20 protein-coding genes are annotated in these 22,444 nt (G+C 46.1%); 1 reads left to right on the forward strand and 19 read right to left on the reverse strand.

Going from position 1 to position 22,444, the window contains the following annotated elements:
- Positions 1-4 precede the first annotated feature (4 nt).
- From J7E78_RS23155 to J7E78_RS23235, 17 genes are all read right to left on the reverse strand, one after another.
- Positions 5-1,336, reverse strand: coding sequence for a UDP-glucose dehydrogenase family protein (locus tag J7E78_RS23155; protein ID WP_215078361.1), 1,332 nt, complete (start codon positions 1,334-1,336; stop codon positions 5-7).
- A gap of 32 nt (positions 1,337-1,368) precedes the next feature.
- Positions 1,369-2,751, reverse strand: a complete 1,383-nt coding sequence (locus J7E78_RS23160) for a sugar phosphate nucleotidyltransferase (RefSeq protein WP_215078362.1) — start codon at positions 2,749-2,751, stop codon at positions 1,369-1,371.
- Positions 2,748-3,776 carry a polysaccharide pyruvyl transferase family protein gene (locus J7E78_RS23165; RefSeq protein WP_215078363.1) on the reverse strand — a complete coding sequence of 343 codons (1,029 nt, stop codon included), beginning with the start codon at positions 3,774-3,776 and terminating at the stop codon, positions 2,748-2,750. Before J7E78_RS23165 ends, J7E78_RS23160 begins: the two co-directional genes overlap by 4 nt.
- Positions 3,763-5,139 carry a lipopolysaccharide biosynthesis protein gene (locus J7E78_RS23170; protein WP_215078364.1) on the reverse strand — a complete coding sequence of 459 codons (1,377 nt, stop codon included), beginning with the start codon at positions 5,137-5,139 and terminating at the stop codon, positions 3,763-3,765. The genes J7E78_RS23165 and J7E78_RS23170 overlap by 14 nt, the downstream gene beginning before the upstream one ends.
- An 8-nt stretch (positions 5,140-5,147) precedes the next feature.
- A complete protein-coding gene (locus J7E78_RS23175; RefSeq protein WP_251035209.1) occupies positions 5,148-6,053 on the reverse strand; it encodes a glycosyltransferase in 906 nt (301 codons plus the stop codon).
- Between the two features lie 43 nt (positions 6,054-6,096).
- A complete protein-coding gene (locus tag J7E78_RS23180) occupies positions 6,097-7,119 on the reverse strand; it encodes a glycosyltransferase (protein ID WP_215078365.1) in 1,023 nt (340 codons plus the stop codon).
- Positions 7,120-7,130: 11 nt separating this feature from the next.
- Positions 7,131-8,075: a glycosyltransferase family 2 protein gene (locus J7E78_RS23185; protein ID WP_215078366.1), complete on the reverse strand. Its 945-nt coding sequence runs from the start codon at positions 8,073-8,075 to the stop codon at positions 7,131-7,133.
- A 21-nt stretch (positions 8,076-8,096) separates the two neighbouring features.
- Entirely contained in the window at positions 8,097-9,164 is a 1,068-nt protein-coding gene (locus J7E78_RS23190) for a glycosyltransferase family 4 protein (RefSeq protein WP_215078367.1), read from the reverse strand.
- Positions 9,165-9,202: 38 nt separating this feature from the next.
- Positions 9,203-9,682 carry a PssE/Cps14G family polysaccharide biosynthesis glycosyltransferase gene (pssE, locus tag J7E78_RS23195; protein ID WP_215078368.1) on the reverse strand — a complete coding sequence of 160 codons (480 nt, stop codon included), beginning with the start codon at positions 9,680-9,682 and terminating at the stop codon, positions 9,203-9,205.
- Entirely contained in the window at positions 9,679-10,137 is a 459-nt protein-coding gene (gene pssD, locus J7E78_RS23200) for a PssD/Cps14F family polysaccharide biosynthesis glycosyltransferase (protein ID WP_036668906.1), read from the reverse strand. Before pssD ends, pssE begins: the two co-directional genes overlap by 4 nt.
- Positions 10,134-11,510, reverse strand: a complete 1,377-nt coding sequence (locus J7E78_RS23205) for an O-antigen ligase family protein (RefSeq protein WP_215078370.1) — start codon at positions 11,508-11,510, stop codon at positions 10,134-10,136. Before J7E78_RS23205 ends, pssD begins: the two co-directional genes overlap by 4 nt.
- A 34-nt stretch (positions 11,511-11,544) precedes the next feature.
- Positions 11,545-12,243 carry a sugar transferase gene (locus J7E78_RS23210; RefSeq protein WP_215078372.1) on the reverse strand — a complete coding sequence of 233 codons (699 nt, stop codon included), beginning with the start codon at positions 12,241-12,243 and terminating at the stop codon, positions 11,545-11,547.
- On the reverse strand, positions 12,240-13,142 hold the full coding sequence (galU, locus tag J7E78_RS23215) for a UTP--glucose-1-phosphate uridylyltransferase GalU (RefSeq protein WP_091035105.1): 903 nt from the start codon (positions 13,140-13,142) through the stop codon (positions 12,240-12,242). Before galU ends, J7E78_RS23210 begins: the two co-directional genes overlap by 4 nt.
- A 187-nt stretch (positions 13,143-13,329) precedes the next feature.
- Positions 13,330-14,007 (reverse strand): CpsD/CapB family tyrosine-protein kinase, encoded by a 678-nt coding sequence (locus J7E78_RS23220; protein ID WP_215078375.1) that lies wholly within the window; start codon positions 14,005-14,007, stop codon positions 13,330-13,332.
- Positions 13,988-14,737 (reverse strand): YveK family protein, encoded by a 750-nt coding sequence (locus J7E78_RS23225; protein WP_017690124.1) that lies wholly within the window; start codon positions 14,735-14,737, stop codon positions 13,988-13,990. Before J7E78_RS23225 ends, J7E78_RS23220 begins: the two co-directional genes overlap by 20 nt.
- 38 nt (positions 14,738-14,775) lie before the next feature.
- Positions 14,776-15,534, reverse strand: coding sequence for a tyrosine-protein phosphatase (locus tag J7E78_RS23230; protein ID WP_215078377.1), 759 nt, complete (start codon positions 15,532-15,534; stop codon positions 14,776-14,778).
- 155 nt (positions 15,535-15,689) lie between these two features.
- Positions 15,690-16,124 (reverse strand): hypothetical protein, encoded by a 435-nt coding sequence (locus tag J7E78_RS23235; RefSeq protein WP_215078379.1) that lies wholly within the window; start codon positions 16,122-16,124, stop codon positions 15,690-15,692.
- Positions 16,125-16,472: 348 nt separating this feature from the next.
- Here J7E78_RS23235 and J7E78_RS23240 point away from each other — a divergent pair, with 348 nt between their 5' ends.
- On the forward strand, positions 16,473-16,841 hold the full coding sequence (locus J7E78_RS23240; RefSeq protein WP_047841965.1) for a helix-turn-helix domain-containing protein: 369 nt from the start codon (positions 16,473-16,475) through the stop codon (positions 16,839-16,841).
- 97 nt (positions 16,842-16,938) lie between these two features.
- Here the strand turns inward: J7E78_RS23240 and J7E78_RS23245 are convergent, their stop codons facing one another.
- Positions 16,939-17,094, reverse strand: a complete 156-nt coding sequence (locus J7E78_RS23245) for a hypothetical protein (RefSeq protein ID WP_215078381.1) — start codon at positions 17,092-17,094, stop codon at positions 16,939-16,941.
- Positions 17,095-17,324: 230 nt separating this feature from the next.
- On the reverse strand, positions 17,325-21,923 hold the full coding sequence (gene gltB / locus J7E78_RS23250; protein ID WP_215078383.1) for a glutamate synthase large subunit: 4,599 nt from the start codon (positions 21,921-21,923) through the stop codon (positions 17,325-17,327).
- Between the last annotated feature and the right edge of the window lie 521 nt (positions 21,924-22,444).

Below are 22,444 nucleotides of genomic sequence, written 5' to 3' on the forward strand. Positions count from 1 at the left end.
TCCGTCAGATGACTGCCGTTTTTCTTCCATCAATATTGGTTAGACCTGGACGACCAACGGAATAGTATTGGAAGGATGTATCTTTAATCTGATCTTCTCCGTAGATGTTTCTTCCATCAATCAGGATGGGTTGATTCATATGCGCTGCCAAATCAGTCAGATTAACCTCCATGAACTCTTGCCATTCCGTCAGAACACAGAGTGCGTCAGCACCTTCCGCCGCTTTCATGGCACGCTCTTCCCACGTAATGGATGGGGAATCCACCTCTTTGCGGAAGTTCTCGGTAGCGATGGGGTCATACGCACGAATCACTGCCCCCTGCTCAAGCAAACGCTGAATGATCTCAATCGCCGGAGCATCACGAACGTCATCGGTATCCGGTTTGAAAGCGAGCCCCCAGATGGCAATCTCCTTCCCTTCGAGTGAGCCCAGTGCGTCTTCCAGTTTTCGTATTACGTTGAAGCGTTGATCCTTGTTCACTTCCACCACGGACTTCAGCAGTTTGAAGTCATAATCCACATTACCTGCAATTTGAATCAGAGCCTGTGTATCCTTAGGGAAACAGGAACCTCCGTACCCAATGCCTGCCTTGAGAAAGGAGGCACCGATTCGTCTGTCATAGCCCATACCTTCGGCAACGCGGCTGACATCTGCACCTACTTTTTCACAGATGTTAGAGATTTCGTTGATAAATGAGATTTTGGTCGCCAGGAAAGCGTTGGATGCATATTTAATCATTTCAGCCGAGCGAATATCCGTAACAACAATCTGATCGGTTAATGGCTGATGCAGCTCCTTTAGTGTGGCAACCGCCCGCTCACTATGTGTCCCAATGACTATCCGGTCAGGATAGAGCGTATCCTGTACAGCGGTACCTTCTCGCAGGAACTCCGGTACCGATGCCATGTCAAATGGATGATTGGTCAAACTGCTGATCCATTCCTGAATACGATCGTTGGTTCCGACAGGAACAGTGCTTTTAGTCATTATTATTTTATAATTATCCATAGAAGAACCAATTTCTCGCGCGACAAGCTCAATAAAACTTAGATTTGCTTCGCCATTCGGTAGAGATGGCGTTCCTACCGCGATGATAATGATATCCGAACGACTGATGGCATCCTGAATGTTCGTGGTGAAGGTTAGCCTTCCTGCTTTCATATTGGCATTCATGATGTCCTTCAGACCCGGTTCATAGATCGGAACATGACCGTCCGTCAGCATATTCACTTTTTCAACATTGTTGTCGACACAGATCACGTTATTTCCCAGTTCCGAAAAACATACGCCCGATACCAAACCCACATACCCTGTGCCAATCACCGTAATATTCATTCCCTAATCTCCCCCATGTCCTAATGTGTTGGTTATGCGTGCTTCACATATGTCTGAACAATGTCCTGCCATTCGGTAGACACTCTAACGATATCTTCCTCAATCAGCTGGCTGCCGATCTGTACTTCAATGATCTCCAGTTCCGTAACGGCTCTGACGGAATGAAGCATACTCCGGTCAATGATCACCGTATCTCCTTGCCCGATCATTCGGCTCTGCCCATCCAGAATCAATTCCCCTGTTCCCGATACAACCGTCCATACCTCATTGCGAAGCAAATGGTATTGATAACTCAGGTTTTTCCCGGCACTGATGCAGATTCTTTTGGTGAGAACCTCGCCGCCAGCTTCGTTTCTTGTGTAATCCAGAACCCGGTAGCAACCCCACCTGCGCTCCTCATACATGGGGCGTTGATCCTCATTCTTCAAGATTTCCTTGATACGTGGGCTCGCTTCTTTGTCACTGACGAGAATGCCATCCGGACTCACGGCGACCACCACATCCGACAAGCCCAATATGGCAACCGGAATGTTCAATTCATTGACCAGGTGCGTATTCAGGGAATCTCCCGTAATCCACCCTTTTCCTACAACTGAGCTTCCCATCTCTTCCGTGAGTGTGTTCCACGTTCCTAGATCTTTCCAGAAGCCATTATACGGAATAGCAATAATCTGATTCGCCTTCTCGACAACCTGGTAATCAAAACTGATCTTGTTCAGCCTTCCGTATTGCTTCAGCATTTCGTCATACTGTATCGGCAGTTCCATCTTAATGAGCAGATTAATTAAATATCCCAGCTTAAAAGCAAAAACCCCGCAATTCCATAATGCGGCCTGCTCAATCATGAGGACCGCATCGGATTCGCAGGGTTTCTCCTGGAACTTCGCTACATTAACGTATTCGTTGTTACTTTCACTGGGAGATGAAGATTGCGGAATGATATATCCGTACTTCTCTGACGGATACGTCGGTACCACTCCCATTAAGGCCAGATCCGCACCTGACTTATCGAGCATCTCAGGCAAGGTCGCCAGAACCTCAAAGAACTCTTTTTCAACAAAAGGATCTACTGGCAAAACTGCAATCGTCTCATTCAGACTCACACTCTCTACGGAATACAGATAGGAGGCTGCCAGTGCAATGGCTGGAAACGTATCTCTGCGTTCAGGCTCCACGACCAGCCTTACATCATCTCCCAGCTGAGAAGTCAGAATCTCCACCTGTGGCAAACTGGTGGCGATAAGCGCCTCTGATGCAAGTCCTGCATGATTCAACTGTCGCCATACCCGCTGTACCATCGACTCCGCATCCCCCTCAGGCCCATGGAGCACTTTAAGAAATTGCTTGGATCTGGAATCATTGGATAACGGCCAGAGACGCTTGCCAGAACCGCCAGATAACAGAATACTTCTCATAGGGCTGCACCATCCGAGAGCACAACCGTACTTGCTCCCTTGCCGGTCTCCGTTTGCTTGTTATATGTGCTGGTCTGATTGGATTCGAGTCTGCCTGCCGGATTGCTCTTGGTCCAGGCTGCATAATAATTCGAATTCTTGCCATATGAATTATCCAGCAGAATGTTCGGTTGATCCAGGAGGCAGGCCAGAATATGTCCATGCAGACGGGATGTCGTGATGGTCTGGTATTGATTGAATTCCTTTATGGCCGTATGTACCATCCGATCAGAGTATTTGTACCACAACCAGCGGGCGAAAGAGCTGCCTTTCCCTGACTTCAACCGGGATGTAATCATGCGAATGATCTTCCGGTCTACCCGGTTATACAATGTCTCCCAGTCTTTAAACGTAGCCTTGGGTCCACTGACGGATTCGTAATGCACCTGATTCTGAGTTTTCTCAATGTCTTTACGGAAGAAATACAACATCTCTGCGGTAGGCTTGCTCTTGGACTTCAGAGGCCACAATTGATGCGCCATATCCGGAGAAAGGTACACATTGGTTTGTTGAAATTCTTTACTTGCTATCTCATAAGATAATGTGTCCCGGACAAAAAAGTGTACATCCTTATGACGATTGAATACTTGGGCTGTCTTTTTCAATTCAATATCACTCTTGTAAAACATCGTCTGGGGCAGAATGACAATCCGGTGATTCGGATGCTGGGCAATCATTCGTTCTCTCAATTTCTGATGGGCAGGGTACAGATCACCAAAGTTACCTCCCCCGTGCAACACAATCGTGATCCCTTCCGGAACCTTGAGGGACAAAGGGCAATCCAGAATGCTGTATCTGGCACGTACATGAATATCATTGTCCCGGAAGAAAGCCTCAGTACCTTTCATAATCAACAAGTCGCCACCATTGCTATGCACCGGGTAATCCAGGTAATAGATTTCGGTACGCGGTGGAATGACCTTCAAAATCTGACGTAAATGTCCCTTCAACTCTTCCATTGGATGAATATTGTTAGTGCCCAGCATCTCCATCTCCTCCTTGGGTGACTCTTTTTCTTTTTTTGTTTAACCGTTCATAGAGAAACGGTATATCTTCCTTGTCATAGAACATGGCGGCAAACTTCACCTTAAATACAATCTTCATCGCGGCCACAGTAACCACCATTCGTACAATGGACCCGATCAATAAGGCAATCGCAATTCCGTTGAGCCCCCACAGCGGGGTGAATACAAAGAACAAAGCTACCGTCACCGATAAAGCAATCAACTGTCTGATCATCACAAGTCCTGGCCGACCCAGTGCATTAAATGCGGATGCCAGAATCCAGGAGCCCCCACCAATAATGCATTCCACAGCCAAAATATAAAATGCTACGCTCGCTTCCAAAAATTCGGAGCCAAACAGAAGACCCATCAGGTAGTTCCCCACAAACATGGTGGGTATTACAATGATCATCATGACCATGAGCGAGATGCGGAAGGCTCTGCCAACTGTTCGAATAATCTGCTCTTGGGGTAATCCGGTCACTTTCGGAAAAACAACATTGCTAATCGCCGTCTGAACCGCATTGTAGATTCGTGATAACGCAAATACAACGGAATACAGTCCAAAATCACGCGGGGTGAGCAAAGCCAAAATAATGATTTTATCAAACTGGGTATACAGCGTTCCTAACAATTCAACACCATACACCTTGCTGCCATAACCAAAAAGCTTCTTGGCCGAACTCTGGTCCACCCGATCCTTGAACCATCTCAGTCTCAATTCATTCCGATTGGCATAGATAGCCCACGCCACCACGGAGAAGCTGGTTACAAAATAGATCGCAGCCGCGAGCTGAATACTCAGCATGCCCAGGCCCCATAATACAAAAAGCCCGCCTACATTAAACAGGGGGATCATTAACCGGATACCATTATATACAGCGAACTTCTCCCGACTCTGCGAGAGCGCTGATATGAGATTGATGACAATAAGTACTGGAACGGTAGCAATCGTATACCATCTGGATATCTGCACGACCTCCGGCGGAAAGCTGGAGAGCCAGAAAGGTAATCCAAACCAGGCCACAACACCAATGATGATGCACACTGGAACTTGAAAAAGAAAGCTTAATCGAACATACTGTGCACTCTTCTCGGTTGCGCTCTGTTTGATGTTATAAATGATAGAAGTTGGTAGTCCGAAACCGACCAATCCGGTTAATAGCGCAGGCCAGAATAGAATAGCCGAAAACGCACCCTTTCCCTCTACGCCGAACATGCGGGACGTCAAAATGGAAGACAACATCGTCAGTGTCATGACCAGCAGATTGGTTCCACTTGTCTGAAATATGGCACTCATTAAGCCGTTTCCTCTGAATACTTTGCGAAGTGCAACTTGCGCCATAGCGATCCTCATCCCTTACTATTTTGACGAAGCGACCCAACAATCATGCCGTTTCGATAACATACTTTGGCAAGCTGACGTGTGAACCGATCTGCATTATAAATGTAAATCAGAGCCGTTGTGATCCCCTGTGCGAGCTTGATGCCATGTTTGGCAGTACGCACAACACCACGATCCTGATCCCGAATAGCATCACTCACACCCTGCCAATAGATTCGGCGCAGAAACCAGTTCTTCGTCGTTCGCTCTTTGGCTACTTTATGTTGTACCGCGCCGTAGGGCGTGTAATATACCTTGAACTTTGTCCGTATTCTTGCAATTAACTCACTCTCTTCACTGGAGAGGAGATTGTTCCCCACTCTTCCAAGGTCTTCACGGAAGGGAGCCAGTTGTTCAAAGACGGATAAGCGAAAAGCCACATTTGCACCAAATGGAATATAAGGACTTTTCATTTCCGTTACTTCATCTGCAAAATCCAGAATGGTGAACAGCGACCTGTTCTCCGGTGGAATCCACATTGGCTCAGGCACTTCCCAGATCGGATCAATCTTGCCACCGACACAACCGATATTTTCATTCATCTCAAACACGCTAACGATCTGGCGAATCCAGTCCTTGCAAGCAAAGGCATCATCATCAAGAAACAGGATATACTCGCCGCGCGCCTCGTGAATAGCCCGGTTACGGGCTACAGACAAGCCTTGCTTTTCTTCCAACACATACCGGATCGAATGGTTCTGATGCTGCAAGATGGTTTGGAGCACGATTTCCCTTGTGTTGTCTTTTGAATTGTTATCAATGAGTATGATCTCATAGTCGCTGCTTGCGTAATTCTGTTGTATTGCACTTCGTATGGCCTCTACCGCATCATGAGCACGGTTATACGTACAGATCGCGACGGTTACCTTCATCATTTCATCCCCATATTTTTCAATTAGGTCCACCCGTTCATCTGCACTAACTGGAGTACAGGGTAAGTGTCCTTTGGGCAATCACTGGCCAATCCAGCCGCTCCAACGCTTTGACAAAACCACTGCCTTCCTGGAATTCTGATTGCTTTAATCGGATCATATTCATTGCCTTGAGCAATCCATCCGGATCCGAAGGTTCATAGAGCACCGCACAATCTTCAGGCAGATATTCCTCCAACAAGCCAATCCGTGGTGCCACCACAGGTTTGCAGAAGGTCAATGCCAGAATCGCACTGCCCGAAGTCGCAATTTGCTTGTATGGAAGAATAATAGAATCGACTGCATCAAAATAGTCCGAATATTCATCATCTTCGATGAAATGAAAATGGGTATGAATATGTCCACTCTTGAGAAATTCATCTCCAAGGTCATAGTCCTTTACCTTTTTACCGGCAATCAACAGATGGGTTTGATCTGATTCCAGCTCCTTGAATGCCTCCAGCAAATCATCCACGCCCTTGTACGGCGACACCTGACCAAAGAACGCATACACATAACTATCCTCCGGAATGCCATACCGGGAGCGGATATTCACGCCTTTCCCCTGATACACTCCCTTGTAATGTCCATGCGGAATAACCTCGATCCGGCTGGAATCAATCCCAAACGTCGAACAGATCTCAGAGATCAGGGGTTTGCCCATGACAATCAGCTTGGAGCAATTTCGGACCAGTATTTTTCTCATCCAATAATCGAAGCGTGTCTTGCCGCTGTTGTGAGGCCAGATGTTATGCACCGTCCAGAACAATTTGGCCCCGCGCAAGCGTGCAAAACAGATCATCAATACATACAAAATGGATTTGATCACTGTTGCCAGCACGGATGAACCTCTGTAATAGAAGCTGGGCCAATGAAAATGCAGCACATCATTTTTTCTCAGTTTGATTAGATCTTTTTTGGTAAACTGTTTTACTTCCCATCCCTTGTTCTCAATGGAATCGGATAATAGCTCATTGAATTTATTATTCTCAATCATCTTGGGCAGCATATACACCGTCGGATTTTCCATCCAGACACCTCTTACTTTAGTTTCATTCGCACAGGTTCCTCTGTATACGTTCCAACTGCGCGCCTTGCATGAAATCTCATTAGAAATCCTTGCATCATAATTTTGGTATTACGCTTGAGCAGCACCCAATCTTTCCACCAGGGATACAGCGACAGTGCTTTTTTCAAATAAACGTTATTGCGAAGCGTATTTCTCGACCACTCGAGCATTCGATAATGGTGTAATTGACGGCGCTTCTGTTCCTTGGACATGTCATTGTAGTATTTCAAAATAATCTTGCGTTGGCCCTTATACTTGGCCGTTGTAGAGGTTGAAATTCGTGGACCACTATGGATGTTGATATCCACCAGTGGTTCTTTCACATTCACGGCGATGTAGCCTCGTTTCAATATGCGCAGATAAAAGTCATAATCCTGAGCGGATGTCAGACTTTCATCGAATCGAACTTCACGGGCCAGTGAGGTAAGTACCATGATTTTGGACGTTTCCCCAATCCAGTTGAAAGTAAGCAGATCCTCATACCGAATAACATCGCGAGATTCCACCGACAATTTCCGTTTGACCACCTGATGCTGCTCATTCGTGTATGCGAGATACTTGCTGCAAAAGGTGAATGATTCCTGTGTTCGTTCCAACACTTCCGCCTGGGTTTTTATTTTGTCAGGCATCCATTCATCATCATCATCCAGGAAGGCAATGTACTTGCCATTGGCATGGGATATTCCTACATTCCGTGCATGGTTGGCTCCTTTGGGATATGGAACCCGGATGTACCGAATCCGTGAATCTTCCCGTGTCCAAGCCTGACAGATTTCTGGCGTCTGATCTTCTGAACCATCATCCACAATGAAAATCTCCAGGTACGGATGTGTTTGCTCACGTACACTTCTCAACGCATTTTTCAATAACTCGGCCCGGTTATGGGTCGTAATGACGCAAGATACCAAGGGGTTCATTTCATCACCTTTTCCTGTTCACTAGGATACCTTCACTTGAAGTGCATCATATATTCCTGATAATCTGCCCACCAGAAGATTCATATCGAACTTATCCGATATAATCGCTCTGTTATATGAACCCATTCTTGCTCTAACCTCTTCATCCGTGATGAGATATTCCAGCGCTGAGGTTAGCCCGTGCACATCTCCCGGCTCGATTAACAGCCCATTATGACCGGATGTAATCACTTCGGGGATGCCTCCGACGGTGGTCGATATAATGGGCAAGCCACAATTCATTGCTTCAAGTATGGCCATAGGTAATCCCTCATGATAAGAAGGCAGGACCAGTAGATCCGCTTCCCGCATCAGCTTTTCCTTTTGCTCTCCGTTAATCCAGCCGAGTACATTGACACGATCCTCTATTCCATACTGCTGTACGATCGCTTTGACTTCTTCGACTTCACCATCCCCTGCAAGATTAAAGGTAGCTGTAACGCCCAGCGTCTTCAATTGCTGAATGGACTGAAGCAGATCGTAGACTCCTTTTCTCTCACCCAGTCTGCCCATGAAGAGAGCATTAACGGCTGCCTGTTGTTCTCTCACAAACGGTTCTTTGACAAAAACCCCGTTATAGAGCACCTCAATCGCTGTCTCCGGCACAATCGTAGCAAAGTATTCTTTCCACGTCTGGGACAAAACAATCAACTTATCTGCCTGATTCAGAATGTAGTGACAATACTTGCGCTGCAGAGCAAATTGATTGTAGAAATCATCAAAGCTGGCTGCATGAATATGCAGAATGACTGACTTTCGAAACAACTTTCGTGCTGTTAGCAGAAATATAGACTTCCGATAAAAGCTCCCGTTGTTCGCCATATGAATATGCACGATATCCGGCTTAAACGTGTACAGCTTCATCCAGAATTGCATGAATCCCCGTATAAAAATAAGCAGTCGTGAGAACACGCTGCCCGTGATATACGTTTCGACCCGCTGCATGGCATACATTTCCGAGATCGAAGAATCCTCAATGTTTTTGATGACACTCACTATTCCGCCCATATCCTTCAAGGATGATCCAACAACCAATACTTTTGGTTTCATGATAGACTCCTTTTTTTCATGCTTAATCTTCAGACCACTTACAGACTATTCACGTAATTTTTAATGGCTGAGATCAGATCAGACTGTTTTCTCACATAGGGCTGGAACGTCAGCTCCTCTATGCAAGGAATCAACTTTTGCAATTCAGCCTGACTCTCCGCGACGGCCACATAGCCGTTTTCCTGAAAAACCTTGGAAATCTCAAGCTGATGGTCATCCACATGCTCGCCCCATTCTTTCCGGCGTGGAATGACAATAACCGGCTTACCACGTTCAAGACAATTGGTGATGGAGCCAACACCCGCATGAGAAATAATGCATCTGCTGCGCTCCACATATTCATTCATCTCTTCCTGGGTGAGGAAAGGAATCACAGTGAAATTTCGAGGCTGATACTCGGTATATCCGGATTGGGCAACAACCTCTTCTTCAATAATTCCTCCCTCAATCGCCTCATCAATAAGCTCAAACATCCGATTGAAGGGAAAACGCTGGGTTCCAACGATAACAAATATCAAAATAAGGCCCCCCTGTACTTCGCATTGGGATAGCTATCCTGCAACGTTTCCCATTGGATAAAGAACTCATCCGAGATTTTGTACATCAATCTCCCGGTTGCGCTGGAGGAATAGATTTTGGCATAACTTTCGATATAGATCAGCTTGGCACCGAAGATTTTACCGATGAGGCAAAAAGGGTAGGTTGCTCCCGCCCCTGTTGTAATGATCACCTTTGGACGCTCACGCAGATATAGAAAGAACGACTTGATAATATTAGCCACAAAGATTAACAAGAACATCGCATTTTTACGCTCTTGCTGCATTAAGAAGTATACTTTGCCCTGAGACGATTCTACTTTTCTGCTTTTATTTTTCTCGGTAATCAGGAAATAATCATGTTCTTCAACCGCAGGAATAATTTTGGTTAATTCATCAAAATGGCCGCCTGTAGAACTGATCAAACAGACCTTCATGTTCTAATCTCCTTTGAAAAGGATACGTCCTTGGCTCGCTGTATCTGTATATCCACTTCTGCTTCAGCCCCTGACTTGGAATGGACTCCATTTCCCGTAGCATATAACGCGTTCAGGAAGATACAGAATGGAGCAATCAGATGAACCGTAGACAGGGTGTTGTCAAAAAAGGAATAGGTCAGGAAACCGATAATCATACCGGCAAAATACAACCGGATCATGCCGCCCAATCGGAAGTAAACAGCCCGGAACACCAGAATCAGCGATAGAAACAACAGGATGGCTCCAACTAAACCGCCATCGTAATAAAAACGAATGTATTCATTATGCGGAACAACGAATCCAGAAAAAATACTTCCATCATTAGCTACAAGAGTTGAGCCGAGTCCACGTCCAAATATCGGATACTCATTTGCTTTGCCAATAAAATAATTCCAGGCTACATCCCTTCCCGACAAGCCTTTGCTCTCTGACCTCATCTCATAATTGTCCCACTGCGCAATCACCATATAGGCCACAGCGACAACGAACAGAATGAGAGGAATAATGGCACTGACTCTGCCTTTGATGAAGGCTTTCAGTTGATCAAAAAGATAGACCAGAATAATCGGAATAAGCGCAATAAGTGGCCCCCTTGTTCCCGTCTGGACCAGAATGACCAGATGTGTCAAGGTAAGCATGTAATACAGAACAACCTGATGGCCTTGCTTGATCTGAATCAGACAGACGCAGATCGAGATAAAACACAACATGGCCAGATGCGCGGCGATGTTAGCACCCTGTAACCGGGTTACTCCCGACATCTCCAGGTTAGTAATGGACAATATGCCGGCGAGTTGCAGAATATAACCACCAGCAAGACTGAACAGCGGCAACCATGCGAGTACACGTATAATTCGTTGACTGATCTCTCTTGAAAAATGGGGCATCAGCAACAAAAAAGGAACAATGACTCCCAGAAAGGCTTTGAATGGATCGAGTGGACTAACCTTACTTGGCAGATCCGATAGAAAATAACTCTCCACAAATAAAAAACCAATCGCCAGTGCAGGATATATCAGATCTTTTCGAATACCAAAGCGTAAAAAAAGAGAGACGACAAAACCAAGAATCGCCAGCTTGTAGAAGGACAGCGAATCCAGTCCTGCCAGATGAATGCTAAATATTTTGTCAATAGACAATGAAAAACTTACGATGAGAATCATAAAAATCCAGCTGGGCTGTTTAATATAAACGCCCAGCAGAATCACAGCTATGAGTGCAACAACCGAGACTAGCGGAAGATAGATTGCTGCGAAGACAATTACCAGCGAAACAAGTATGATATTAAACGACTTCATGTTTAATGCAGCAAGTATACCGGTCTTTTGCATATCTGCTATGCCACCTCAAAGCCAGAATCGTGTTTCAATACGCATCCTTCGAACCTACCAGCACCTTGAACGTTCTGAAAATAATTTTGATATCCACCATCATGCTGCGCTCACGGGCATACGTCAGATCCAGCTCTACCATTTCTTCAAAACCAACACTATTTCGACCGCTGACTTGCCATAATCCCGTACATCCCGGGATCATCTGAAGACGTTGTCTGTCATAGGAAGTGTAGTTCTTCACTTCTCTGGGCAGAGCCGGTCTGGGTCCAACGAGACTCATCTCTCCTCTGAACACGTTCCACAACTGAGGCAGCTCATCCAGACTGGTTTTCCGAATGAACTTGCCAATCCGGGTAATGCGGGGATCATTTTTCATTTTAAACATATTTCCATTCACTTCATTCTGATCAATCAGCTGTTCCAGCAGATCTTCGGCATTCGCAACCATCGACCTGAATTTGTACATATGAAACTCTTTTCCATTCTGTCCTACCCGTACCTGACGAAAAAAAACAGACCCCTGCGGGGCCTCGATTTTGATCAGTAATCCGATGACCGCAAACAAGGGGCACAAAATGATCAAACCTATGAAAGAACCCAGCAAATCGAGCATTCTTTTCATAAATAGATACACTTTATCCGCATTTTGTCCTGACATCGTTGATGCATTGTACCCCAGACTTGGGTCCATAACAATCTCCGCTTCCTTCGATTGGGGAGATGGACTCATTCAAACTCCCCCCCGGCTGCATGTTCTACCGACTCTTTTTCCAGAATCTGTTGCAGAGCTTGCAGCATTGGAATTCTAAGTTCCTGTTTTTGCAGAGCAAAGTCGATGGTTGTCAAAATGAATCCCAGTTTCTCGCCCACGTCATAACGTACTCCCTCAAAATCGTAAGCATACACTCCTTGTGTCTCATTTAAGCGCTGAATCGCGTCTGTTAATTGAATCTCTCCCCCTTGACCAATCTCCTGTTGCTCCAGATGCTCGAAAATCTCTGGACTCAGTACGTATCTCCCCATAATCGCCAGGTTGGAAGGCGCTGTGCCTTGGGCAGGTTTCTCTACGAACCTGAGAACCTCTGTCAAACGGCCATCCGATTGAAGCGGGTCCACAATACCGTATCTGTCTGTTTGTTCAGCAAGTACGGTTTGTACGCCAACAATGGAATGTTGAACCTGATCATATTGATCAATTAATTGTTTGGTGCATGGCACTTCCGATACGACGATGTCATCTCCGAGCAACACGGCAAAAGGTTCGTCACCGATAAAGTTACGTGCACACCAGACAGCATGACCAAGTCCTTTGGCCTCTTTTTGTCTTATGTAGTGGATATCCACGTTAGAGGATTTGCGAACCTCTTCAAGCAGGCCCAATTTCCCTTTTTCCAGCAAATTGTGTTCCAATTCAAAAGCGTTGTCGAAATGATCTTCAATTGCGCGTTTCCCTTTACCGGTTACGATGATGATGTCTTCAATTCCAGAGGCAATGGCTTCCTCAACGATATATTGTATAGTTGGTTTGTCCACAATAGGGAGCATTTCTTTGGGCATCGCTTTTGTGGCTGGCAAAAATCGTGTACCTAGTCCAGCTGCAGGAATGATTGCTTTTCTTACTTTTTTCATAAATACCACCCTATCCTCTATTTTTTTAGTTTGATAAAAGTTGAACCAGGGCATCTAACCCGTCCTCACGTCATACCTTCGACGATTAACGTCTAAGGTTCATTGAACCCACAGCATGACCGAGTGCCTACAGTGATAAAGGTGCAGTAGACATTACCTGTTTACTTGGGAGCATTGGATGGAAGGTCTACTTCTCTCCGTAGCCCACCGGAACTGCAACGTTTTTGATATTGTTCAGGATTGCGCCCAGGATTCGTGCATTCACATGCTCCAGAGCAGCCTTAGTCTTCTTCACCAGTTCCTTCTTGACCTTGCCCGAGTTCACGACCAGCAGCACACCATCACACAGCGAACTCACAATGAGTGCATCCGTTACTGCGAGCACCGGCGGTGTATCAAACATGATGACATCATATTGATCCTCTAACTTCTCAATCAGCTTTTTCATCCGGTTGGAACCGATCATCTCGGAAGGGTTCGGCGGAATTGGGCCAGAAGTGAACAATTGGAGATTGTCGATATAGCTCTCTCTAAGCACTTCTTCCACACTGTACTGATTAGACAGCACACTACTGAGACCGATATGATTGGGTACGGAAAACACCTGGTGCAAGGAAGGATTACGCAGATCCGCATCAATCAGCAGAACTTTTTTGCCTTCCTGGGCATAGGTTACCGCCAGGTTGCTAATGGTTGTGGTCTTACCTTCGCCGGATTCAGCGGAAGCCACCATGATTTTTTTGATATGACTGTCGATTGAGGAGAACTGGATGTTCGTCCGTAATTTACGGTATCCCTCCGAGATTTGAGATTTGGAGTTAAAATAGGTCACCAGACTGTTATTTTCATTGGTTAGCCGCGACATATTTTCCATCCCCCACTTTCTGTTGAGATACGTAATTTTTCGTATTTTTCAGATCATCTTTTTTCATTTTGGATATCACCGTAAGCACAGGCAGGCCCAGCTCTTTTTCAAGTTCAGTTTCGGATTTGAATGTGTCATCCAGATAATCCAGCAGGAATACGAGTGCAATCGCGAGCACAAGACCTGCGAACAGACTGACAATGATGCTTAATGTGGTTTTCATATTAATTGGAGATGCATTACTATCCACTTTGGCTTCACTGAGGATAGCCACATTATCGATTTTCATGATTAGGGGGATTTGAGATTGGAACACGTTGGAGATGGCATTGACCGTTTTTGCGGCTTTTTCGTAGGTAGTCCCTTGTACAGTTATGCTCATCACTTGGGATTCGCTGGCTGTAGAGACGGAGGTGCTATTCATGAGCTGTGCTGAGGTTAAGCCCAGGTCTGGATACGTGGTAGCGACTTTATCCATAATGGCGGAAGATTTAATAATTTCTCTGTATGAGTTAATGAGTTTGATATTGGTTTGAATCATGCTGAAGTCCATCATCGCCTGGCCTTGAACGTTAGAGGTCTGGTTCACGATAAGCTTGGAACTTGCCTCATAGATGGGCTGGGTGAAGAAAATGCTTTTGACCCCTGCACCCACACCGGCTATCAAAGCAATTGCAACAATCAACCACAGTTTCTTTTGTAAGAGTCGAAAATATCCTTTCAGTTCCACTTTCATTCCTCCTATACGTTGTGATCTATCCTATGTAACTACCAGATGGACAGTAGCCATTTGCGAGGTTTCCAGCGTTCTGTGACCAGGCTCGAATTCGATAGAATGTGCGACGCATTCTCTGCCAGCCTCCTAACGGCTTCAGCTCCAAATCGATGCTCGATGGCCCGCTCTCCTTCACTTATGGCAAATGTCCTTTTGCACGTATCATGTGCATCTGATGAAATGAAATGAAACCCGTTTTCTTTGCAAAAATGAAAACACCACTGCCGAACTTTCCGTCCGAAAAGCCCAGTGAAAGATTGAGCTGTGAGCTGACATAGTCCGCCTTGACTCAAGTAATCAGCCAACATCTTTGGCTTCTTCAAAATGACACGATTGCGTTCCGGATGAGCAATAATAGGGGTAATTCCCGCTATTCGTAATTCATGCAGTATCCTGGGGAACTGTGAGGGAATATGACCAAAGGGCAGTTCCAGCAACATGTAACGACTTCCGGCGAGTGTGCAGCACTTTCCTGCATATAAGTCTCCAATCAGGTTGTCATGCACCCTGATCTCCTGTCCGGGACGGATCTCCAGGCGAATGTTACGTTTGCGAAGTTCTGCATGAAGCAGGTCCACGGCCTGATTAACCACCATCGGTTCATTGTTGTATTGCCCGTTCAGGTGATGCGGAGTAGCAATAATGGAGGTGATTCCAGAGGCTGCCGCCTTCTCAGCCATCGCAACGGACTGCTCCATTCGAACAGGACCATCATCCAGGCCGGATAATATGTGGCAGTGCATTTCAACCATATTCAAACTTCGTGAAATAGTATGAGCCCCCTCGCCCCTTTATTCATTGCGCAAATGCTTTTGGTGTTAAAGAACTAATGCATAACGCTATGAAATATAGTAAAATGGCGTTAAGTACATGTTTTGTTCAGAAAATGTTAAGAATTGACTTGGAATTATATGGTGAAATCAATGTAACGATAGGGTTTCTGAAGAACCTTTTGTTCTGTTGCCTTTTCATACTGAAAACGGGAAATCGCGGGAAACTGAACTTCAGTAAGCATTGTGTTTAACTGTCCAGTTATATATAGTTTCTGTTCTTGCTGAATATGCAAGTTTGAATGATACATTGTGAGCTCACCGAAGGGCTGTTTCCATTGCAACCTTGCGTGAAGTCTTACACATACATGTTGATCTTCAACATCCAAACCAATGAGCATTTCTGATGATACTGGCAAGTTCAGGTCGCTCAGGAAGGTGATTGCTTGAGTGTCCATTCCAAGTAACAGAACAGGGCGTCTTTTGCGGTCTACCATTTTCCCATGAAACTCCTGAATGTACATATGGACATTTAATTTCATATCAGCCCATTCCTGAATTATTGATTGCATGATTTCATTCCTTTAGAATGGATTAGCCTACATGGACTGCCTCTACTTCCTTCTCACAGGTATATGGTCCAGGCAACAAGGAGATACTTAAAATATCCCAAATGATACATTTTGTAACTCCATACGTCCAATTTACGATACAATACGTATCATGTCAAGCGGTATTTGGACATGGTTCTTTTGATTTACGACAATTTGAGATGTCCTTAGACAGACCTATTTACAAATGAAAATGGGTTAAAGGAAACACATGAGGAGTTACTCTTTTGCAGGAAAGCTGCCCTGATCAAACACTTGGCTCAGGATTGTTTCAATATATATTTGATGTCGTTCAGGGGGAAATAGCTTATGAGCTACGGAAATCGCATTGCTGAATTACGGGAACAGCGGGGACTTACTCAAGAAGAACTTGCGAGCTCCATTCATATTACCAGAGCTGCTCTCTCCCACTACGAGAAGAACCGGCGTAAACCGGATTTCGAAGTGTTAACGAGACTTGCTGACATCTTTGATGTGTCTATTGATTATCTTATAGGACGTACGAAGCAAAGCGATGTCGTGATGGATGAGGACGTACGTGAATTTGTGGATACCTTGGAGTTATCGGACAAAGAAGTGTTAGAACGCTTTGATCTGATGATTGATGGGAAGTCCTTAACGGAAGAAGAGGCACGTCGTTTTATTGCGTTTGTCCGCATGGAACGCAGCATGGACTAAACCCGAAAAGAGGACCCAGCTCCCGAGAGATGATATCTCTGGCTTCTGGGCTTTTTTTGTGTCCTGATTCCCCTCCATTCCATGGTTATCTATTGTGTCAAGGACGCTTGTTGTTGACGGAGGATATGAAATGGTTCCAACGCTCCGGGTCGATTCCGCATTGCAGTAAAACTTTCATGATGTCCATCTGAGTTGCTTCGACTTGTTTCCCTGTCGGCCTACGATCGTCCCTGTTTGGATGCTTCATATTCATTCCGCTAACCTCTCTTATCTATATACTTTCCCTGCCCTCCAAAACTAGCCTTATTATACTTGAGAACGTCCCTCGATGTTGTCGTCTCATGACGATAACGTTTTTTGAAGCGGTTCTAATTTTGTCGAAAGCCAAATAGGAGCTATATGGTGCCAGATTGGCAACCATATAGCTCCTATTATTCTTAATACAACCTGTTCATGCACTTCCACCTTTAAACAAGGAGGTTATTAGCCTCCAGCTCGTGCAAGTTCACGCATATTCGCTTCAAACGCTGCAAGCAGTGCTGCTTCTCCAGTCAAGCCTGTCGCCTGAACCCGTTCAATCTGCTCTGTCATACGCTTGAAGTCCTTCGGAATAACCCGAACGAACTGGTTCACTGCATCTTGCCAGTTATCCAGAATGCGCTGACCGACAGCACTTCCTGTATTGGCAACATGACGTTGAATCATGCCTCGCAGATCTGCACTTTCGGCCACATCTTCGATCCGCTCCAAAAGAACCATTTCCAGATTACAACGTTTCAGGAATGTGCCTTCCGGATCATACACATAAGCAATACCTCCGGACATCCCTGCTGCAAAGTTACGACCTGTATCGCCCAGTACAACGACACGTCCACCTGTCATATACTCACAACCATGGTCGCCTACACCTTCAACGACTACTTTGGCGCCCGAGTTACGTACAGCAAATCGCTCACCCGCAATACCACGGATATACGCTTCACCGCTTGTTGCTCCGTAGAGAGCCGTGTTACCGATAATGATGTTATCTTCCGCCTCAAACGTTGCTTTCGGAGAAGGCATCACGATGAGTTTACCTCCGGACAGTCCTTTACCTACGTAGTCATTGGAATCCCCTTCAACGGTCAAGGTCATGCCTTTAGGTACAAAGGCCCCAAAACTTTGCCCGGCAGAGCCGACAAATTTGAATTTAACCGTATCTTCCGGCAATCCTGCGAGTCCATATTTGCGTGTGATCTCACTACCCAAAATGGTACCTACTGCACGGTTAACGTTCGTAATTGGGAGCACCGCTTCAACCGGTTGACCGGATTCAATAGCAGACTGTGCCAGTGGCAGCAATTGTTGCATATCCAGCGTTTCTTCCAATTGGTGATTCTGATGCTGTGTGCGGTAACGTGCAGAGCCTTCCGGCATTTCAGGCACGTGCAGCAATACAGACAGATCCACACCTTTTTTCTTCCAGTGATCTACGGCTTCTACCGTTTCGAGGCAATCTGTACGTCCGACCATCTCCTGAATGGTGCGGAATCCAAGATCAGCCATGATCTCACGCATATCTTCAGCAACAAATCGCATGAAGTTAACCACATGAGCCGGATCACCCATATAATTTTTACGCAATTCCGGATTCTGTGTCGCTACACCAACCGGACAGGTATCCATTTGACATACACGCATCATGATACAGCCAAGTGCAACAAGCGGTGCTGTAGAGAAACCATACTCTTCTGCTCCAAGCAAGGCTGCAATCGCCAAGTCACGGCCGTTAAGCATTTTGCCGTCTGTTTCGAGGACAACACGGTCACGCAGATTGTTCAGCATCAACGTTTGATGTGTCTCTGCAAGACCCAGTTCCCAAGGCATACCTGCGTGGCGAATCGAACCTTGTGGTGATGCACCTGTACCACCGTCATAACCGCTGACGAGGATAATATCGGCACGGCCTTTGGCTACACCAGCTGCGATGGTACCCACGCCCACTTCCGATACAAGCTTCACGTTAATCTCAGCACGCGGATTGGCATTTTTCAAGTCATAGATCAACTCTGCCAGATCCTCAATCGAGTAGATATCGTGATGCGGTGGTGGCGAGATCAGACCTACACCTGGTGTAGATCCACGAACTTCAGCAACCCAAGGATACACTTTGCGTCCTGGCAGCTGTCCGCCTTCACCCGGTTTTGCTCCCTGTGCCATTTTGATCTGAATCTCATCGGCATTAACCAAATAGTTGGATGTAACACCAAAACGTCCGGATGCTACCTGTTTAATCGCACTGCGACGGGAATCCCCGTTGCTATCTTTAATGAAGCGAGCCGGATCTTCTCCGCCTTCACCCGTATTGGATTTACCACCCACACGGTTCATAGCAATGGCAAGATCTTCATGCGCCTCTTTACTGATCGAACCGAAGGACATTGCACCTGTTTTGAAACGACGCATGATATCTTCTACGGATTCAACTTCTTCGAGTGGAATGGAATCTCCAACCGGTTTCAATTTCAGCATGGAGCGAATGGTCAACAGTTGATCATTCTCACCTTGCACAAGTTTGGAATATTTTTTATACAGCTTGTAATCCCCGGTACGAACTGCGTGTTGCAACGTATGAATGGTTTGCGGATTGAACAGATGCTCTTCTCCGTCGTTACGCCATTGATAATCCCCACCGGAATCCAATACTTTATCGTTACCGTCTTTTTCCGTAAAGGCACGGTTATGATGTGTCAGCGCTTCGGCTGCCACTTCTTCCAACCCAATTCCACCGATACGGGAAGGTGTCCAGGTAAAGTAACGGTCAACGAAGTCTGATTTCAGACCCACCGCTTCGAAGATTTGAGCTCCACGATACGATTGAATCGTAGAAATCCCCATTTTGGACAACACTTTAGTAACGCCTTTGGTAGCTGCTTTAATGTAGTTTTTCACTGCCTTCTCATGCGAGATGCCACGCAGCAACCCTTGCTGAATCATATCATCCAGCGTTTCAAAGGCCAGATAAGGGTTCACCGCACTTACACCGTAACCGAGCAGCAATGCGTAGTGGTGAATATCACGCGGCTCTGCTGATTCAAGCATAATGCTGACTTTCGTTCTGGTTCCCTGGCGAATCAGATGGTGATGCAGACCTGCTACAGCAAGCAATGCAGGAATGGCAGCATTCTCTGCGTCCACCCCGCGATCAGACAGGATCAGAATGTTATGACCTTTGTCGATGACACGATCCGCAGCTTCGAAGAGCAAATCCATCGCTTTGCGTAGTCCTTCTGCTCCTTCCGCAGCGGTGAAGAAGATTGGAATCGTCATGGAGCGGAAGCCTGGGCGACGCACATGGCGAATCTTCGCAAAGTCTTCATTGGATAATACCGGTGTATCCAGACGGATCTGGCGACAGCTCTCCGGTTCAGGGTTCAGCAAGTTGCGCTCAGGACCAATGGTTGTGGCCGTAGACGTTACAATCTCTTCACGGATTGCATCGATTGGCGGATTGGTAACCTGGGCGAACATCTGTTTAAAGTAGTTGTACAGGCGCTGCGGACGATCCGACAGCACAGCCAGCGGTGCATCATAACCCATCGAACCCGTAGCTTCCATACCTGTTGTTGCCATGGGCTCCAGGATTTTACGCAGTTCTTCAAATGTATAACCATATGCCAGCTGAAGCTGGGTCACGTTATCATGTTTTGGATCCGGAAGTTCCGGTGCTTCCGGCAATTCGCTCAGATCCATCAAATGCTCATCAAGCCAATCCTGATACGGATTCTCGGCTGCAATGATTGCTTTTACTTCCTCATCCGCGATGATGCGGCCTTCTTGTGTATCCACAAGCAACATCCGACCTGGACGCAAACGATCTTTGTACAGGATCTCTTCCGGCGCGATATCAAGTACCCCAACTTCTGAGGACAGGATAATCCGGTCATCCTTGGTTACATAATAACGAGCTGGACGCAAACCGTTACGGTCAAGTGTTGCACCAATTTGCAAACCATCTGTGAAGGCCATTGCTGCTGGTCCATCCCAAGGCTCCATCATTGTGCTGTGATATTCATAAAACGCCTTTTTGGCAGGGTCCATGCCCTCATCTGTACTCCAAGGTTCAGGGACCATCATCATGGCCACGTGTGGCAGAGAACGGCCGCTCAGATACAGGAACTCCAGCGTATTATCAAACATGGCTGTATCCGAACCGTCCGGATTGATGACCGGTTTTACTTTCGCGATGTCGTTACCGAACAATTCGCTCTCGAACAAGGACTGCCGCGCATGCATCCAGTTCACGTTACCACGCATCGTGTTGATCTCACCGTTGTGGATCATGAAGCGATACGGGTGGGCACGTTCCCAGCTTGGGAAGGTGTTCGTACTGAAACGGGAATGCACAAGTGCAATAGCCGATTCAACGAGATCTTGCTGCAGATCCAGATAGAACTCTCCCACCTGCTCCGTTGTGAGCATGCCTTTATATACAATTTTGCGACAAGACAAGCTCGGAAGGTAGAATGAACCGCCTTCTGCCTCATCTGCCGAATAACGAATAGCCAGCTCAGCACGTCTGCGAATAACATACAGCTTACGCTCAAATCCAAGCTCATCCTTCACATCTGCGGATCTTCCAATAAACACCTGTCTTACATAAGGTTTCGCTGCAAGTGCAGAACGGCCAAGCATTTCATCAAAAGTAGGAACATCCCGGAAACCCAGGCACGTCTGTCCTTCTTCTTCAATAATCTTCTTAAGACTCTCTTCATGCGCACTGCGGATGGCAGGGTCCTGGGAAAGGAACAACATTCCTACGCCATAGAAGCCCTGTTCAGGCAATGCAAAACCAAGACGTTCCGCTTCCTGTGCAAAATAGCGATGTGGAATCTGAATCAGGATACCTGCTCCGTCACCGGAATTCGGTTCACTTCCCTGTCCTCCACGGTGCTCCATGTTACTGAGCATGGTCAGTGCCTGACTAACGATATCGTGTGAAGGTACTCCTTTGATGTTGGCAACAAAACCCATTCCGCATGCGTCTTTTTCGAACTGCGGGTCATACAGACCCTGTTTTGGAGGTAATCCGATGTGTCTCATGGAACGCAACCTTTCTATAATGAAGTATTTCGGAAAGATCAAGAACATAGGCAACAGGCAACAATGAAACGGGAGGAGCTGGCCTTTCGCTTGCGATAGAGCCTGCTAGATAGAAGAGGTGACAGCATGAGACTGTCAAAAATAATGCCTGCTATTGGGCAGAAGCCATTGAATGAGATGAGCTGATCCGGACGATCCGGCAAACAGCATGTATAAATCAACACGCAGTCGCTGGCACGGCTACTGAAATGGAGCGACGTTTTTTCGATATAGTTCTATTATTTTAACACCGACCTAACATCAGCGCAATTTAAACTTTTTAATACCTCTGATAAGAAATGTTTTGCAGTACAGCTTTACAGTAATGACGTTTAAACTCATCTCTTTTTCGAATAATTATACACTTTTTAAGCCAGAGTACAACTGAATTAAATTACTGACAGAAGAAAATCGTTCCATGTGTGGCCTGTGTTTAATCAGAATTCCACCAAATTTTCACTGCTTAAGCCAGCGAATCTTTA

The organism is Paenibacillus polymyxa, from assembly GCF_018614975.1.
Lineage (GTDB): Bacteria > Bacillota > Bacilli > Paenibacillales > Paenibacillaceae > Paenibacillus > Paenibacillus polymyxa_E.

Coding starts and splice junctions, on each gene's coding strand:
- gltB (WP_215078383.1), bottom strand. CDS start 21,923: ATGAGACACATCGGATTACCTCCAAAACAGGGTCTGTATGACCCGCAG.
- J7E78_RS23160 (WP_215078362.1), bottom strand. CDS start 2,751: ATGAGAAGTATTCTGTTATCTGGCGGTTCTGGCAAGCGTCTCTGGCCG.
- J7E78_RS23165 (WP_215078363.1), bottom strand. CDS start 3,776: ATGCTGGGCACTAACAATATTCATCCAATGGAAGAGTTGAAGGGACAT.
- J7E78_RS23220 (WP_215078375.1), bottom strand. CDS start 14,007: ATGTCGCGGCTAACCAATGAAAATAACAGTCTGGTGACCTATTTTAAC.
- J7E78_RS23170 (WP_215078364.1), bottom strand. CDS start 5,139: ATGGCGCAAGTTGCACTTCGCAAAGTATTCAGAGGAAACGGCTTAATG.
- pssD (WP_036668906.1), bottom strand. CDS start 10,137: ATGAAGGTCTGTTTGATCAGTTCTACAGGCGGCCATTTTGATGAATTA.
- J7E78_RS23240 (WP_047841965.1), top strand. CDS start 16,473: ATGAGCTACGGAAATCGCATTGCTGAATTACGGGAACAGCGGGGACTT.
- galU (WP_091035105.1), bottom strand. CDS start 13,142: ATGAAAAAAGTAAGAAAAGCAATCATTCCTGCAGCTGGACTAGGTACA.
- J7E78_RS23185 (WP_215078366.1), bottom strand. CDS start 8,075: ATGAACCCCTTGGTATCTTGCGTCATTACGACCCATAACCGGGCCGAG.
- J7E78_RS23210 (WP_215078372.1), bottom strand. CDS start 12,243: ATGAGTCCATCTCCCCAATCGAAGGAAGCGGAGATTGTTATGGACCCA.
- J7E78_RS23205 (WP_215078370.1), bottom strand. CDS start 11,510: ATGCAAAAGACCGGTATACTTGCTGCATTAAACATGAAGTCGTTTAAT.
- J7E78_RS23175 (WP_251035209.1), bottom strand. CDS start 6,053: ATGATGAAGGTAACCGTCGCGATCTGTACGTATAACCGTGCTCATGAT.
- J7E78_RS23155 (WP_215078361.1), bottom strand. CDS start 1,336: ATGAATATTACGGTGATTGGCACAGGGTATGTGGGTTTGGTATCGGGC.
- J7E78_RS23180 (WP_215078365.1), bottom strand. CDS start 7,119: ATGGAAAATCCGACGGTGTATATGCTGCCCAAGATGATTGAGAATAAT.
- J7E78_RS23245 (WP_215078381.1), bottom strand. CDS start 17,094: ATGAATATGAAGCATCCAAACAGGGACGATCGTAGGCCGACAGGGAAA.
- J7E78_RS23235 (WP_215078379.1), bottom strand. CDS start 16,124: ATGCAATCAATAATTCAGGAATGGGCTGATATGAAATTAAATGTCCAT.
- J7E78_RS23190 (WP_215078367.1), bottom strand. CDS start 9,164: ATGAAACCAAAAGTATTGGTTGTTGGATCATCCTTGAAGGATATGGGC.
- J7E78_RS23230 (WP_215078377.1), bottom strand. CDS start 15,534: ATGGTTGAAATGCACTGCCACATATTATCCGGCCTGGATGATGGTCCT.